Raw genomic sequence first — 17,426 nt, 5'->3', positions numbered from 1 at the left:
GTAAGACAAAATTAGTGTTCGAATTAGTTGTATTGGCATAAAATTTGTAAATTGTAGTACATCGAACGAAACTTATACAAATTAAAAAAACGTCAATTTCTATATAATTTCAATAGAAACTGACGTTTTTTGGTGATTAAAAATTGCTTATATTTCAGACATCTGCAATCACTAAATTTTATATTATTATGATAGTTGAAATGGTCGCAATTTAGTCTTCAAAAATAAAATCTTCATCTTGTAATGCTTCAACGTTTAGCGCTAATGTATAACCATCGCCTTTAACAGAGAAGAAATCATGGTTTTTTGTAGATGTATCTAGCGCATTTTCGATAATTGGATTAAATTCTCTCTCTTCAAAGTAAGGATCAAATCCAAGGTTTGATAATGCTTTGTTACCATTATATCTTACATAGTTAAGCACATCTTCAGTTAAACCGATGTCATCATATAAAGATTGTGTATAAGAAACTTCGTTTTTATATAATTCATCTAATAGTTTATACATTTCTTGGTCTGCTTGTTGTTTTTCACTTTCAGACAATTCATTTCGTAAACTTTGCGCATCCATCCCAGTAAACACACCATGAATAGATTCATCTAATAAAATTTTACGAATGATTTCTCCTGAGGTTGTCATTTTACCTTGCCCAGCTAAATATAATGGGTAATAGAAACCAGAATAGAATAAAAATGTTTCTAGAAAAACACTTGATACACGTGCGATATATTGATCATAAATCGATGCTTCTTTACCCCATAATTTATGATAATTATTTACAATTTTATCCGATTTAAATTTCAAATGTGGCTCTTCTAGGACCCATTTATCTAATAAGTAGTTTGTTTCGCTAGATGGTAATAAAGTTGTAAAGATGTGAGAATAACTTTTAGCATGAATTTGTTCCATCATCGCCATAAAGGAATAAACCGCTTTTTTACGTAAATCTGTAGTATGTAACATGATTAATGGCATGCCATCATCTGCTTGGTGTGTATCCAGACCAGTTAAACCTGCTAATGCTTTTTTAAATGCGTTTTTTTCTTCATCGGATAATGTTTTCCAACTTGCAATATCTTTTGAAACTTTAAATTCAGTTTCTACCCACATTTGCGAAATATTTTGTCGCCAAAACATATTTGTCATATCTTCTTGAGTATTCCAATTGACTGCTTTCATTTAGATAATTCCCCTATCCAGTAAATATTTATTTGAATTATAAAACACAGAAAGTGGGACAGAAATCTAAATATATCTTTAGATTTACTATCCCTCTGCATAAGTGACTCTATTTCTATAATGTTGATACACTTTAATTTAAATCATGTTCACTTAATGCATTACCTTTTTGTTTTTAAAACATATGCGATATTTCAAGATTCATATTTCCTTGTTCATTAAATTAGATAGCCTCGTTTTATATTGCACAACTCGTACATTCTTCAACACTTAATAATTTATTTCTAGTGTAATATAAAGATTTCAACCCTTTATGATGTGCATAAACATATAATCTAGATAATTCACGTGTTGATATCTCTGAGTTTACATAAAGAATTGTAGAAATACCTTGATCAACATGTGTTTGGATCGTAGCAATTAAATCGATTAATTTCATTTGATCAGTATTGAATGCGGATTTGTAGTACCACATTGTTTCTGGTGATAAGAATGGCATTGGATAAAACGTTTCTGCATTACCGTAAGTACGGCGCTCAATTTGGTCAACTATCGGCATAACTGAACTTGTCGCATTTTGAACATAAGAAATGCTTTGTGTTGGTGCAATCGCTAAACGATATGCGTGGAATAAGCCGTGAGTTTCAACTTCTTTTTGTAATGCTTTCCAATCTTCAGGTGTAGGAATTTCTAAACCTTCAAATAATTTACGTACTTTTTCATATTTTGGTGCAAACGTTTGCGAAGTGTAAAACTCAAAATATTTCCCATTCGCATAATCTGATTTATCAAAGTCTTTAAATGTTTCTTGTCTATCTTTTGCAATTTCCATGGATCTTTCAATTGAATAATAGTTCATCATCATGAAGAATATGTTAGCAAAATCTTTTGCTTCTTCAGATTCATAACCAATTTTATTTTTAGCTAGATAACCATGTAGATTCATAACGCCTAATCCAACTGAATGTAATTCACTATTAGCTTTTCTAACACCTGGCGCATTTTGTATATTTGCTTCATCACTGACCACTGTCAATGCATCCATGCCTGTGTGCACTGAATCTTTAAATTTTCCAGATTCCATAACATTAACAATATTTAAAGATCCTAAGTTACAAGATATATCACGTTTTATTTCGTCTTCGATACCATAATCGTTAATAATAGACGTTTCTTGTAATTGGAAGATTTCTGTACATAAGTTACTCATTTTAATTTGACCAATATTAGAGTTAGGATGTACTTTATTCGCATTATCTTTAAACATTAGATAAGGATAACCAGATTGCAGTTGTGTTTGTGCAATCATATTTAGCATTTCACGAGCATCTTTTTTCTTTTTATCAACATTTGGATTGGCTACTAAACTTTCGTAGTATTCATCTAAATTAATGTCATCTAACGTTACACCATATTCATTATAAACTGTATGTGGTGCGAACATATAAAAGTCTTTACCTTCTTTTGCCAGTTCAAAGAATTTTGAAGGTACAATTAAACCAGTAGAAATAGTTGATAATCGTAAATCTTCATCCGCGTTAACTTTTTTAGTATCTAAAAATTCTTCTACATCATAATGGAAAATATTTAAGTACACAGCACCAGCCCCAGGACGTTGTCCTAATTGGTCAGCATAGCTAAATCCACCTTCAAGAGATTTAGCAACAGGTAATACACCTTTTGCCACGCCTTTAATACCTTTAATCGCTTCTCCTCTAGCACGCAATTTAGATAAGTTGATAGCAACACCGCCACCAATTTTACTTAACTGTTTCGCTGTAGAATCTATAAAATTGATTGAATTTAAACTGTCGTCTACTTCTAGTAAGAAACATGACACAAGCTCACCACGACGCGCACGCCCAGCATTTAAAAACGTTGGCGTTGCTGGTTGATAACGTTGTTCAATCATAGCTGAGATAAGTTGTCTAGCTGTTGGTTTATGACCATTTGCTAGATATAGTGCAACAATCACAACATGTTGCTTATAATCTTCTAAGAACTGTGTTTTATCGTTTGTCTTCAACGCATAGTCTTTAAAGAATTTACTTGCTGACATATAACTGGCAAAACGAAAGTCAATACTTTTAGCATAATCTGTAATTTCTTGTAAATCCGCTTCTGAATATTTTTCAAAAACGTCAAAATAAAAATCGTTATCCACGAGATAATGTAAGCGTTCAATTTCAGTATCAAAATAGATTGTCTTATCTTGAATCTCTTCTAAATAAACTGCTAGCGCTTCTTGATCCTTTTCCAAATTAAAGAAACCATTATCTTTTCTTTTTGTAACCTCATTGTTTAATTCAATATGATTGTATTTCTTCTCGTCCATAATCTTCATTGAAATTTCCCACCTTATCTTTAAATTCATCTATATCATCTGCAGTGCCCTGTACTTCAAACTTCAATAATAATGGAACTTGGTAACGTTCCGAAATTGATCGTCCAGCTTTTGCGAAATTTTGTCCCCAATTACGGTTTCCGCTAGCTGCAACAGCTTTTAATAAATCATCATTTACTTCTAAAAACGCTTGAACTGGTTGGGGTACCTCACCAAATCCTATTGTCCCAGTGACCAAAACGAATGGCTCCTCAATTCTCTCTGAACAATTATTTTGCGTGATTTCCATAACATTTGTCAGTTCGGTTTTTTTTATAAATCTGCGCACATTGCCGGAAAACGAAAAATATACCACTTTCATTGGCTCACCTTCTTTCTAATAGAAATACGTAAGTTGGAAAATCAAAAATTGTAAGGCTTTCGAGGTGTTGCTTTTGAATGTATTAAATGATTGAAATAACCACTATATATAGTAACTTGTAATTCTATAAGTAGGTATGTAAAAACTCAACATTTAAGTATTAATGCCTTATTTGTCATTATTTAAAGCCTGAAACTGTGTGATTTTACTTAAAATTTGATTTATTATAAATAAATTGACCACGTATCAAAACACAATATATAGTGTTTCGTCCTGGCCATTAATACTATATTATGTGTTTCATTATACATAACTCATCGCCTTATTAAAAGTCTTTAATTTATGTCAAAACAATGAAAACAGTATGAAAATGGCACCAATTCAACCTTAAACTCAATTTTAAATTTTTAAAAAATATTTTTTCGACTTTTAGAGGCTCAATGCTTGCTTTTTTTAATTTCTCTTTAAAGCTTGATATATCTGGATTATCTAGCCATAGGCCTTATATATTGCGCTTCATATATTATATTTTAGAACTAATTGCTATACTTAATTACTTTTAAAATTTCTTAATGAAACACTACATAAACAGAACGTTTGTTCGTATTTATACTTTAATATATTTCCCTTTTAAATTCAAGCATATATACATTTTCTAAATAACTATGCTAATATAGATACGTTAAAATTTTAAAATTGAGGCGATATATGTGAATCCAAAAATAAAAGGTATTATTGCTATTCTAATTTCTGCAGTTGGTTTTAGCTTTATGTCTGTTTTTTTTAGATTAGCTGGAGATCTCCCTGTCTTTCAAAAATCATTGGCAAGAAATCTAGTGGCAATGTTTATTCCTTTGTATTTTATATTTAAGTACAAACAACCACTTTTTGGTAAATTGAGTAGCCAGCCTTTATTAATATCTCGTTCTGCGCTTGGCTTAATTGGCGTATTATTAAATATATATGCCATCGACCATATGATTCTTAGTGACGCAGATACATTAATGAAATTAAATCCTTTTTGGACGATACTACTTAGTTTGATTTTCTTAAATGAAAAAGTACGCAATTACCAATTTATTGCTATGATCGTAGCCATTTTTGGTATGTTATTCGTTGTGAAACCTGAGTTTTCTTCTTCTATGATTCCAGCGATTGGCGGATTACTATCAGGTATCTTCGCGGCAAGTGCCTATACTTGTGTTAGAGCATTAAGTAGCAAAGAGGCACCATATACGATTGTTTTTTATTTTTCTTTCTTCTCTATAATAGCACTCATTCCATTTACGATATTTACATTCGAACCAATGTCTGTCATGCAAGTTGTTTATTTAATCGGTGCTGGCTTAGCTGCGGCTGCTGGTCAAATAGGTATTACCTTAGCCTATAGTTTTGCCCCGGCTAAAGATATTTCAATATTTACGTACGCATCTATTATATTCACCGCGCTATTTGGTTTTATTTTATTTGGTGAGTCACCAGATTTCTATGCAATTCTAGGTTATATCATTATTATTGGTGCAAGCTATTATATGTTTGAAAAAGCAAGACGCCAACCGTTAACCGTTCAGAAAAAGGAACAAAAATCTAAATATTAAAGGAGCAATTACGATGTCTGAAGGACGTAAACATGAAGATTTAAAAGATATTACTTTACTAGGAAACCAAAATAATAAATATGATTTTGATTATCGACCAGATGTATTAGAATCATTTGATAATAAACACCCAGGCCGTGATTATTTTGTTAAATTTAATTGTCCTGAGTTTACATCTTTATGCCCTATTACGGGACAACCTGATTTTGCTACTATTTATATTTCGTATATTCCAAATATTAAAATGGTAGAATCTAAATCATTAAAATTGTATTTATTTAGCTTTAGAAATCATGGCGATTTTCATGAGGACTGTATGAATATTATTATGAATGATCTCATCGACTTAATGGATCCACATTATATAGAAGTTTGGGGCAAATTCACGCCTCGTGGTGGTATATCTATTGATCCTTATACAAACTATGGTCGCCCTGACAGTAAATATGAAAAAATGGCAGAACATCGTTTAATGAATCATGATCTCTATCCAGAAAAAATAGATAATCGTTAATACAATAGGATAAACAAAAACCAAAAGTTGTTAAGTCTCGTTCGATAAAGGCTTAACAGCTTTTTTTATTAAAATATTTTATTTTTGTATTTTTGAATGTATTTTATATTAAATCAATTCATACTTGTTAAATTATGAGATACAGTATAAAATATATCCAACCGTTAAAGGGGAGGGAAATTATGAAAAGATCGAATTATACGCATGAAGAAATTATGAAAGACATCCCAAACAAAGGTTTCTTTGGGCATCCAAAAGGACTAAGCACTTTATTCTTCACTGAATTTTGGGAGAGATTCAGTTATTATGGTATGAAAGCCATTTTAATTTTTTACTTATATTATGCCGTGGCTGATGGAGGCTTTGAATTGCCGCAAAGTGTTGCCATGCAAATTGTCGCAATCTACGGTACTTTAATTTATATGTCAGGTATCATCGGAGGATGGATTGCAGATAGAATCACTGGTACACAAGATGCAGTTTTCTATGGTGGATTCCTCATTATGATTGGACATATTTTACTTTCGTTACCAAACAATTTAACACTTGTACTAATTGCACTTGGTGTTATTATCGCTGGTACAGGTTTATTAAAACCAAATATTTCTACAACTGTAGGAGAATTATACGAACGTAACGATGTTAGAAGAGATGCAGCTTTTACGTTATTCTATATGGGAATTAATTTAGGTAGTATATTTGCACCACTACTTACAGGCTATCTACAAACAAGAATCAGTTTCCACGCAGGTTTCTTAGCAGCAGCAATCGGTATGTTCTGTGGATTAGTCGTTTATATTTTAAAACGTAAAAAATATCTTGGCCTTGCAGGTCGTAATGTGCCAAATCCATTAACAAAACCAGAAATCAAAAAATTCACTTTAATCACTGTTGGCGTCATTGTTTTATTTTTAATCTATTTATTTATTTTACATTTAAATAATGCACTTACATTAGGAAACTTTAGTCTTTTAATCACAATTTTAGGAATCGTACTACCTATATACATATTTATTAATATGATTGTGAGCAAAGATGTTACAAAAGATGAACGTTCACGAGTATACAGTTACGTACCTTTATATATCACATCTGTGGCATTTTGGATGATTCAAGAGCAAGGTTCAACGATACTTGCGACGTTTGCAGATACAAAAACTCAATTAGAAATGAAAACATTAACCAATGGTTTAATTGATTTTTCAATTCCTGCTTCTTGGGCACAATCATTAAATCCAGTATTCATTGTGATACTTGCACCAGTATTTGCAACTTTATGGATGAAACTAGGAAAACATAATCCACCAACAGTTCATAAATTTGCTTTTGGGGCTATCATTGCAGGCCTTTCATATTTAGTGATGATTATTCCGTTAGCATCAGGAAATGAGTTGATTAATCCTCTATGGCTTGTACTAAGCTTCTTATTAATATCAATTGGTGAATTGTGTATATCACCTGTTGGTTTATCAACAACTACAAAACTTGCACCACTGACATTTACTGCACGTATGATGAGTTTATGGATGTTAAGTAACGCAACTGCACAGGGTCTTAATGCCCAACTTGTTGTTGTATATACAAAAATGAATCAAAGCGATTACTTCATGTACTCAGGATTAGTAGCAGTCGTTATTGGGGTTATACTCTTAATCATTTCACCAAAAGTAAAACGTGCGATGAAAGGTGTATATTAATTGCTTAAATTATGATATTTCTAAGTGAGCAATATAGAAATCTGATTCCAAAGATTTCTATATTGCTTTTTTTGTATAATAATACACTGCCACCCATTTAAATATAAATAAATAAAGATTTATGCTTATATAAATTGAAAATAAATCAGAATATTTCGAATATTGTTGTTTTAAGAATATTATTGAAATTTAATTTAATTAAGCGTAAAATCATTTTTATACATTCTTATAGGGAGTATGAAAGGACGGGGAATGTTTTTATGCAAAATCAAGATAAATCCCATGAACAAGCGGTTCAATCCATCCCACAAAAAGGATTTTTTGGACACCCTAAAGGGCTAGGCGTATTATTCTTTGTTGAATTTTGGGAGAGGTTCAGCTATTACGGTATGCGTGCCTTACTCATTTTCTACATGTATTTCGCTATTAAAGATGGTGGACTCGGCATGGATAAAAGTACTGCTCAGTCAATTATGGCAGTATACGGGGCACTGATATACATGACATCTGTACTCGGCGGATGGATTTCCGATAGAATTACAGGGACACGCGGAGCAACGTTTTACGGTGGTGTTCTAATCATTATTGGACATATCTTCTTAAGTTTACCTTTAGATATCATAGGATTATTTATTTCTATGTTCTTTATTATTGTAGGTTCTGGTTTAATGAAGCCAAGCATTTCAAATATTGTTGGTAGATTATATCCCGATAGAGATACACGAATAGATGCTGGTTTTGTTATATTCTATATGTCGGTTAACTTAGGCGGATTAATTTCACCTATTATTCTAGATCGCTTTGTACATACAGGTAACTTCCACGGCGGGTTCTTAATCGCTGCCATTGGTATGGCGCTTGGACTCGTTTGGTACATATTTTTCAATAAAAGAAATTTAGGTCAAATTGGTACAAAACCAACTAACCCATTGAATAAAAGCGAGAAGAAAAAATATGGTATTTTATTTGCTGCAATCATTGTAATCATTGCAGTTGTATTATTAATTACCGGCTTAACAGGCACATTATCATTTAATTTAGTTAGTACAACAGTACTTATACTAGGGATTGCCTTACCAATCGTATATTTCACAATTATGATTCGAAGTAAAGAAGTCACTGATGATGAACGCTCAAGAGTAATCGCATTTATACCGCTATTTATACTTGGCGTAATATTCTGGTCTATTCAAGAGCAAGGTGCTAACGTTCTTAATCTCTTTGCATTTGAAAGCAGTGACATGAAATTAAATCTATTTGGGTGGAAAACAGATTTCGGCCCTACACTCTTCCAGTCGATAAATCCATTATTTATTGTATTGTTAGCGCCAGTGGTTTCACTGATTTGGGCCAAAATGGCTCGACGTCAACCAAGCATAGCAACAAAATTTGTTCTAGGCGCAATATTAGCAGGTGCTTCTTACATAATGATTGGCTCTATTGGACATTCAGCTGGCGGAGCAGACATTAGTGTCAACTGGGTTATTTTGTCTTATATTATTTGTGTTATCGGTGAACTCTGTTTATCACCTACAGGTAACAGTGCAGCAGTTAAACTCGCACCAAAAGCTTTCAACACGCAAATGATGAGTTTATGGTTATTAACAAATGCCTGTGCACAAGCTATAAATGGTACTTTAGTGAAGCTCATTGAGCCTCTGGGACACAAAAATTACTTCCTATTTTTAGGAAGTATTGCAATTGTAGTTAGTTTGATTGTTTTAGCATTTGTACCAAAAATCGTCAAAGGTATGCGTGGCATTAAATAGCACACGTATCAAGCCCACTTCTCACTTTATTGAGTAAGTGGGTTTTTTCATGCGCTAAAGCTCAGATAAACATTATCCTATTCATCCTTGCAAAAAATTGTCACAGCAAAAAAATTTAAAAATAAAGTAAATGCCACCAACTCTTCCTATATAATTATAACTGTGAAAATATGGGTAAAGTGAATAAGCAACAAAATTTAAAAGAATATGGTGAAAAAATTGGAAAATACTAAATTCAAACACGGTGTCTTATTTTATCATGAATATAGTGGTATTAAAGATATATATCGGGGACTTGGAGATGTAGCAGCTTCCTTAACTACATTTTGTAAACATCTGTCGCTCCAACTAAGTGAAGACGAGGGTGATATTATAAGATTTTGTCAGAAGATTAAAGACCAAAGTTATAGTGACGATGTAGATATCATTTTCCTCCTTGGTGGCGATGGTACTGTCAATGAATTAATCAATGGCATAATGCAACATGAATTGAATATCCCTATTGGTATTATTCCAGGTGGCACATTTAATGATTTTGTTAAAACATTAAACCTGAGTCCACGTCATAAAATAGCCAGTCAACAACTTATTCAATCAGAGTTACAGTCTTATGATGTTATGAAAATCAATGATCAATACGCACTAAACTTTGCTGGATTGGGACTCATTGTTCAAAATGCAGAAAATGTTCAAAACGGTAATAAGGACATCTTTGGCAAATTGAGTTACGTAGGATCTACGGTTAAAACTTTGCTTAATCCGGAGCATTTTGATTATCAATTAACCGTTGACGGTAAAGTTATTGATGGTAATACTGCAATGCTCGTTGTTGCTAATGGGTCATTTATAGGAGGCAGTCGCATACCTTTAACAGACCTTTCACCTAGTGATGGTTATCTGAATTTATTTATTTTTAAAGAACACAGTTCGAGTGTATTGAGTGATATATTTAAACAAAGGGATAGCATGAACTGGAACCATATGACAAACGGTATTCAGCATTTATTATCTAAAGATATCAAAATAGAGACCACACCGGAAATGAAGGTGGACATCGACGGAGAAATTGCATTAAAAACACCTATCCATATTGAAGTCATACCTAAAGCAATACAAATTTTAACGTTACCTGAAAATACGCCAGATAATGAATATGAATAAATACACTATATATAATGTTTACTAAATAAAATCTTATTAAAAAGGACTAATCCACATACACAATGGATTAGTCCTCTTGATATAGCGTTTAGAAATGTTTACTCTCTTAAAGTATAGATAGGTACACTTGAACTTATCGCCCGCTCACTCATGGATTTTCAAGATTCTGCACATTTTAAGTATAGCATCATTAAAATTACATATTTAAACACACAAAGACACGTTCATGTCATTAAATTTATATATCGTAATCACGGTCACCTAAGAAATACTTTTCAACATCATACCAGTCATCTACACGTGTAAAACGATCATCGTTTACATTATGAGACGCAGTATACATGATTGGCTTACCTGTAAATATAGCTAACTGACGAGGGTTGTCATCTATGAGATAGTCTGCATTTACGATATCTTTACGCCCACAAAAAACAAAGTGCTGTGGATCTAAAAATGGAAAATACTCTCTTAACCATTCATATTTATCATGAAATGATGTAGGAACATCCATTGCAGCAGTAGCAATATAAACATCATAGTATTCAGTTAATTTTTTCACAACTTCTTGAGCATGTGCCATCACTTTTAATTTTTTGAAAAAACCTGGTTCGCGTAAAATTTCATGCAATAAGCCATCATGTTCGGGCATTGCGTGACGTAATTTTTTACCGTCCAGCATATCATAGGTTATACCTAAATCTGTACGTTTGTTCACATCTTCAATCAGTGCACCTACTGTATCAGCAAGTACTTCGTCCATATCAATAGCAATTGATTTTCTAGTCATCTCATACTCTACTCCCTTTTAAGTTCTCATTCACTAACAATGATCACGCATGATTACATTAATCATCTGACAACATGACCCTGTTTATCATTATTAGTATAGCAAAAAACGTTCAATGAAACCAAAATTGTACATAAGCCTATCATAATATACTATATAAATTAAATATTTTCGTTATATAGTTCAAGCTTTATACATTTTAATTTATTGAACGTTATAAATGATGTTTGTTATAAATCAAAGTTATTTAATACTTCGATCATTTTATCATTTTGCTCAGGGAAGCCAATCGTAATTCTGACACCATTCGGAAATTCTCTTGTAATGCACCCCTGTTTTAACAATGCTTCATACAATTCGTGAGGTCGTGACGTATTCACAAAAATGAAGTTCGTTTGGCTTGGATTTAATTTATGACTACTAACTGAATCAAAGAATTTTGCTCTTTCTCGAGCATTTTTTTCACGAATAGAATCTAAATACGCTTGATCTTCTAATGCAGCAAGTGCAGCGTGTTCTGATAACCGTCCTACATTAAATGGTGGTCGTATAATATTCCACTTTTCAATTGCTTCTTGAGCAGCGACTACATATCCAATACGCATACCTGCTAATCCATATGCTTTAGAGAACGTTCTAAGTAAAAAAGCATTGGAAAATTGCTCTTGTAGTGCTAATGAATTTGGAAAGTCTTCAGCTGTCACGAATTCAACATAAGCTTCATCTATAATTACTGGTATTTCTTGAGGCACACGTGACAAGAAACGTTGCAATTCATCATGTGTAAAATATGTACCAGTAGGATTATTAGGGTTACATAGCCATACAAGTTTAGTGTTATCATCAACTTCAGAAAGTATGCCTTCTAAATCAAACCCACCATCTTTTAGTGGTACCTGAACAACATCTGCTGCTTCTACTATGGCATTATGATAATATTGACCAAAAGTCATTTCACTTGTAACAATTTTATCTCCTTTAGTTAAAACAGCACGTGAAATCATTAATATCACTTCATCTAATCCTGCACCGAACAAAATACGTGCTGGATCAACATTCAAATGCTCACTTATTGCTTCTTTAATTAACGGAGAACCCGTTTCAGGATAAAATTGCAATTCATCTAAATGCTGCGTGATTGCGTCTTTCACTTTAGGTGACGGTCCATATAAATTTTCATTAGAAGCTAATTTATAAAGTTCACCCTCAATCCCGTATTGTTCTTTTAGTGCTCTTGGTGATAAACCTGGTTGATATGCTGATAATTGTTCTATTTGTTTTTTCATTGTTGATTCGGGCCTCCTTAAATTTACAGAAATTTCAAAACTTAGTAACCATTATATACCTTATTTCCATTGAAAATCAATGTAACTTTTTTTTGAAGTGAGAATTTAATCAAATATAAATACGAGTTCAACTTAATGTGTGCTTTAACATAGTAAAACACATTGTTAAACTCGTATTGTCTTATGAATTAATCAATTAAATTATGTTTTTCTAAATAGTTTTTAGCTACCTCATAAGGATCTTGTTTTTTCACTGTAACTTCATAATTCATTTGTTGCATATCTTCATCAGATATCTTACCTGCTAATTTGTTAAGTGGTGCTTTGATTTCAGGATGTTCCTTTAAATATGATGTTTTAAACATAGGTGCACCTTGATATGGTGGGAATACCTTTTTATCATCTTCTAAAACAACCATATCGTATTGTTTTAATTCGGCATCTGTTGAATATGCGTCAATTAAGTTAATATCTCCGCTTTCAACTGCTTGATATCTTAATTTCGGCTCCATCGTCTTAACTTCTCCAAAATCTAAATCATATGCTTTTTTAACAGCTGGATAACCATCACCACGATCATTAAACTCTAATGTGAAACCTGGCTTAATTTGGTCACTTACTTTGTTTAAGTCACCTATCGTTTTAAGGTTATGTTTTTTCGCAAAATCTTTTTTAACTGCCAATGAATAAGTATTGTTATATTTCATTGGTTTTAACATAGTCATATCGTATTTATCTTCTAAACTTGATTTTGCTTGTTGATATACCTTATTTTCTTGTTTAGATTTCAAATCTTCCTTTGTTAACTCTCCAAGTACAGTACCTGTAAACTCAAGGTAGCCATCTATATCGTCAGATTTCAAAGCATTAAATAGGAATGAAGTTTTCCCCATGCCGTCTTTAACATCTACTGTATCATCTGTTTCTTCTTCAATTAAAATTTTATACATATTTGTAATTACAGATGGTTCTGACCCAAGTTTACCTGCTAATGTAATTTTATCTCCTTTTTGAGCAAACATTGGTCCAATAATCACTAATAGCAGAATTATAATAATTGCACCTAGAGAAATAAGTAACTTTTTATAGGACAACTTTTGCATATACCGTAAAACTAAATCAAAAAGAATTGCTAATAAAGCTGCGGGAATCGCTCCAATAATGATCAATGATGTGTCATTTCTATCTATACCTAAAAGAATCAAATCACCAAGACCACCAGCACCAATTAAAGCTGCTAATGTAGCAGTCCCTATAATCAATACCATAGCTGTTCTAATACCTGCCATAATTACTGGCATAGCTATGGGTAATTCCACTTTCGTTAATCTTCTTCCTGGCTTCATACCGATACCCTTAGCTGCCTCAATTAATGAGCTATCCACTTCATTGATACCAGTGTATGTATTTCTTAATATCGGTAATAATGCATACACTACTAACGCAATCACTGCTGGTACCTTACCAATACCAAACAGTGGTATCATCAAACCAAGCAATGCTAATGATGGTATTGTCTGTAGTACTGCCGCAATATTCATCACAATTTCAGAAATCTTACGTGTCTTCGTGAGCAAAATACCTAATGGTACTCCAATTACTGCTGCAATGAGCAATGCAATAAATGATATTTGGATATGCTCAAATATCGTAGTTAACAATTGTCCTTTTCGATTTGAAAGTGTATTTATTAATTCATTCATCTTTGACCACCCCCTGTATGCTCGGATAAATATTTAAACATATCTTCGCGTTTAAGCACATGTTGAGTAGCAGTCGATTCATCATTAATAATGATAGCATCATGATTAGCTAAATCACTATAAATGTTTTTAATAGAGACGTCGCTGTTAACAATAGGATAGCCCTTGGTAGCTGCCTGTTCATCAATCGTTAATTCTCCAATAAGTTCTGATAGTTTAATATCTTTTTCTATTTTAAGTGATTTATCCCCAACAAATTGTTTTACAAAATCACTTTTAGGATGATCAACCATATTTTCAGGTGTATCTATTTGCTCTACATGTCCTTTGTTTAATAGACAAATTCTGTCAGCAAGTTTCATCGCTTCTTGTATATCATGTGTTACAAAAACGATTGTTTTCTTTATTTTTTGCTGTAATGCTATTAAATCATCTTGTAGTTTTTCTCGACTGATTGGATCTAATGCACTGAAAGGTTCGTCCATCAATATAACTGGTGGGTCTGCGGCTAATGCACGCACCACACCAACACGTTGTTGTTGCCCACCTGATAGTTCATCTGGTTTTCTATCTTTAAAAAGTTCTGGCTCTAAGCCAACCATATTTAACAACTCATCTATACGTTCATCAATATCCACGTCTTTCCATTTTTTCATTTGTGGTACTTGTGCAATATTTTCTTTTATTGTTAAATGTGGAAATAATGCAATTTGTTGCAAGACATAACCAATATCCCAACGCATTTCATATACTGGATAGTCACTAATTGGTTTACCTTTAAAATAAATAAATCCCTCTGTTAATGAAATTAAACGATTAATCATTTTTAATGTCGTTGTTTTACCACAACCTGAAGGTCCGATTAAAACAAAAAACTCACCTTCTTTTATATTAAAGCTAAGATCATCTACAGCCTTTTTATCCCCATAACGTTTGATTACATTTTTAAATTCTATCAATTTTTCACCCTCACTCTTTTCATTGCCTTTACTATCACTTAAAAAAATTCACATAGTTAACACATAACCGATTAATGTATCATTTAACCCTTTTGAACATAGTTAGATAAAACAAAAACGAAGTTAATTGAAACCGATCAATATCACTATTACATTTGTACTTGTATAGTATATTAATAGTTGTCAAATTAACTTCGTATTTATCGCAATTATTTCAATGTAAAATACTAATACCGTTAAAATTAAGTATATGAGATTATATATTCTAAAAACAATTATTTGCTCAACTAAATTTGAGCTTTATAAGATTGTATTGTTTCTAAAAATATTGGACAGTAGTGTTTTAATTTATAACTTCCAACACCATCAATTAAGATCATATCTTGCTTTGATTCTGGTTTTCTCTTGGCAAATTCTTCCAAAGTAAAATCTGAAAAAATACTTACTGGTGGAATAGTTAATTTTTCACTTAATTGTTTACGCACGGCAACTAATTCATCAAATAAGGCACGGTCTACGCCTTCTACGGTATTGATGTTAACTTTTTCTTTTGATTTACGTTTAAATGGTGTTGTATAAATTGAAATTTGATTATTTAGCAATTCCTTTACAGATACATCGCAAATCAATATTTCATCATGCTCATTTAAAAATCCTTTAAATCGCAATTCATCCATAAGATGACTGAGTTCAGATGTCGTATAGTTTTTCATAATGCCATGTGTGGACAATTGATTATAATCACAATAGCGAATATAATCAGAGTCTTCACCCCTTAAAACTTGAATAATAACACTATAACTTTCTTGCTGTTTCATACGTGCAATACAACTTACGATCATTTTCGCTTCGTTCGTCATGTCATATGTTTTATTTTCTCTAACACAATTACTACATTGCTCACACTCTTCTAGTTTTTCATTGGGTTCAAAATAATGTACGAGTGTTGCTTCTAGACACTTTTTAGTTTTCGTATATAGTAGCATTTTATTCAATTTTTCACCCATTTTTTCTTTGTAATCATCGTCTGCTTTTGAAGATGAAATAAAATATTGGTGTAAACCAATGTCTCTATCACTGAATAAAAGGATGCAATCACTTTTCAGTCCATCACGACCTGCACGACCCGCTTCTTGATAATACGATTCTAAATCACCAGGCATGTTATAGTGAATCACAAAGCGCACATTAGATTTATCAATCCCCATACCGAATGCATTCGTTGCAACTACGACACGCACACGATCATATACAAAATCATTTTGAGCTGCTTCCCGCTCTTTATTGGATAAACCAGCATGATATATTGTGCTGCTAATTTTATTGTTTTCTAATGCTTCATGTAGTTCTTCTACTTGTTTACGTGTCGAACAATATATAATGCCTGCTTCTTTTTGATGATCTTTAACATATTCTAATACGAACTTTTGACGCTGATACGTTGGATTAACTTGAAATATTAAATTTCGTCGTTTCGTACTTGTTTTGATTTCATCGTGTTTATCGATGTTTAAGCGATCCATAATATCTTTTTGTACTTCGATTGTTGCTGTTGCTGTTAATGCTACAATTGAAAAATCTTGTGGTAGTGCAAAAACTTTATGGATGACTTCCTGATAACTTGGTCTAAAATCATGTCCCCATTTTGAAATACAATGGGCTTCATCAAACGCAACTAAGTGTATATCTAACTGCTGTAATAAGCGCATAAAACTGGCATTATCAAAACGTTCTGGTGCAACATATAAAAATTGGATTTCCCCACTTTTCAGTTGTGTTTGAATATCTTTTTGTTGCTTTTGTGTCAAACTACTATTTAAATATGCTGCGCGAATCCCCATGGCCTTCAATTGATCAACTTGATCTTTCATAAGTGAAATTAATGGGCTGATTACGATTGTGGTACCACCTAGCATTAATCCCGGCACTTGATAACAAATTGATTTTCCCCCACCAGTTGGTAAAACGCCAAGCACATTACGATGATCCATTACTTTAGTTATTATTTCTTTTTGACCTGGACGGAATGTGTCATAGCCAAAATAATGTGATAATGTTGCTTCCATG

13 protein-coding genes are annotated in these 17,426 nt (G+C 32.4%); 5 read left to right on the top strand and 8 right to left on the bottom strand.

Going from position 1 to position 17,426, the window contains the following annotated elements:
* Positions 1 to 211 precede the first annotated feature (211 nt).
* The 3 genes from nrdF to nrdI all read right to left on the bottom strand — a co-directional run bounded on the left by nrdF (position 212) and on the right by nrdI (position 3,885).
* Complete coding sequence (gene nrdF, locus KA830_RS05275) at positions 212 to 1,180, bottom strand: class 1b ribonucleoside-diphosphate reductase subunit beta (protein WP_019469517.1); 969 nt, start codon at positions 1,178 to 1,180, stop codon at positions 212 to 214.
* Between the two features lie 238 nt (positions 1,181 to 1,418).
* Positions 1,419 to 3,524, bottom strand: a complete 2,106-nt coding sequence (nrdE, locus tag KA830_RS05270; protein WP_046207408.1) for a class 1b ribonucleoside-diphosphate reductase subunit alpha — start codon at positions 3,522 to 3,524, stop codon at positions 1,419 to 1,421.
* Positions 3,487 to 3,885: a class Ib ribonucleoside-diphosphate reductase assembly flavoprotein NrdI gene (nrdI, locus tag KA830_RS05265; RefSeq protein WP_046207407.1), complete on the bottom strand. Its 399-nt coding sequence runs from the start codon at positions 3,883 to 3,885 to the stop codon at positions 3,487 to 3,489. Before nrdI ends, nrdE begins: the two co-directional genes overlap by 38 nt.
* Positions 3,886 to 4,595: 710 nt before the next feature.
* Between nrdI and KA830_RS05260 the strand changes: the two genes are divergently transcribed.
* The 5 genes from KA830_RS05260 to KA830_RS05240 all read left to right on the top strand — a co-directional run bounded on the left by KA830_RS05260 (position 4,596) and on the right by KA830_RS05240 (position 10,624).
* Positions 4,596 to 5,483: a DMT family transporter gene (locus KA830_RS05260; protein ID WP_046207406.1), complete on the top strand. Its 888-nt coding sequence runs from the start codon at positions 4,596 to 4,598 to the stop codon at positions 5,481 to 5,483.
* A gap of 13 nt (positions 5,484 to 5,496) precedes the next feature.
* A complete protein-coding gene (gene queF / locus KA830_RS05255; protein WP_046207405.1) occupies positions 5,497 to 5,997 on the top strand; it encodes a preQ(1) synthase in 501 nt (166 codons plus the stop codon).
* A gap of 182 nt (positions 5,998 to 6,179) precedes the next feature.
* Positions 6,180 to 7,694: a peptide MFS transporter gene (locus KA830_RS05250; protein ID WP_204180200.1), complete on the top strand. Its 1,515-nt coding sequence runs from the start codon at positions 6,180 to 6,182 to the stop codon at positions 7,692 to 7,694.
* 260 nt (positions 7,695 to 7,954) lie between these two features.
* On the top strand, positions 7,955 to 9,463 hold the full coding sequence (locus KA830_RS05245; RefSeq protein ID WP_204180199.1) for a peptide MFS transporter: 1,509 nt from the start codon (positions 7,955 to 7,957) through the stop codon (positions 9,461 to 9,463).
* 207 nt (positions 9,464 to 9,670) lie between these two features.
* Positions 9,671 to 10,624, top strand: a complete 954-nt coding sequence (locus tag KA830_RS05240) for a diacylglycerol/lipid kinase family protein (RefSeq protein WP_073343207.1) — start codon at positions 9,671 to 9,673, stop codon at positions 10,622 to 10,624.
* A gap of 238 nt (positions 10,625 to 10,862) precedes the next feature.
* Here the strand turns inward: KA830_RS05240 and KA830_RS05235 are convergent, their stop codons facing one another.
* From KA830_RS05235 to recQ, 5 genes are all read right to left on the bottom strand, one after another.
* Positions 10,863 to 11,411, bottom strand: coding sequence for a 5' nucleotidase, NT5C type (locus KA830_RS05235; protein ID WP_046207401.1), 549 nt, complete (start codon positions 11,409 to 11,411; stop codon positions 10,863 to 10,865).
* A 230-nt stretch (positions 11,412 to 11,641) separates the two neighbouring features.
* On the bottom strand, positions 11,642 to 12,697 hold the full coding sequence (hisC, locus tag KA830_RS05230) for a histidinol-phosphate transaminase (RefSeq protein WP_046207400.1): 1,056 nt from the start codon (positions 12,695 to 12,697) through the stop codon (positions 11,642 to 11,644).
* 188 nt (positions 12,698 to 12,885) lie between these two features.
* Positions 12,886 to 14,400 (bottom strand): ABC transporter permease/substrate-binding protein, encoded by a 1,515-nt coding sequence (locus KA830_RS05225; protein ID WP_210122958.1) that lies wholly within the window; start codon positions 14,398 to 14,400, stop codon positions 12,886 to 12,888.
* Positions 14,397 to 15,359: an ABC transporter ATP-binding protein gene (locus tag KA830_RS05220; RefSeq protein WP_204180198.1), complete on the bottom strand. Its 963-nt coding sequence runs from the start codon at positions 15,357 to 15,359 to the stop codon at positions 14,397 to 14,399. The genes KA830_RS05225 and KA830_RS05220 overlap by 4 nt, the downstream gene beginning before the upstream one ends.
* Before the next feature lie 287 nt (positions 15,360 to 15,646).
* The gene (gene recQ, locus KA830_RS05215) at positions 15,647 to 17,425 is read right to left on the bottom strand and encodes a DNA helicase RecQ (protein ID WP_204180197.1); all 1,779 of its coding nucleotides are present in this window, start codon (positions 17,423 to 17,425) and stop codon (positions 15,647 to 15,649) included.
* Position 17,426: the final 1 nt, after the last annotated feature.

The organism is Staphylococcus sp. GDY8P119P, assembly GCF_017892075.1.
Classification (GTDB): Bacteria; Bacillota; Bacilli; order Staphylococcales; family Staphylococcaceae; genus Staphylococcus; species Staphylococcus ureilyticus.
Note: the sequence above shows the minus strand (reverse complement) of the source record. Positions and strands in the feature narration are given on the sequence as shown.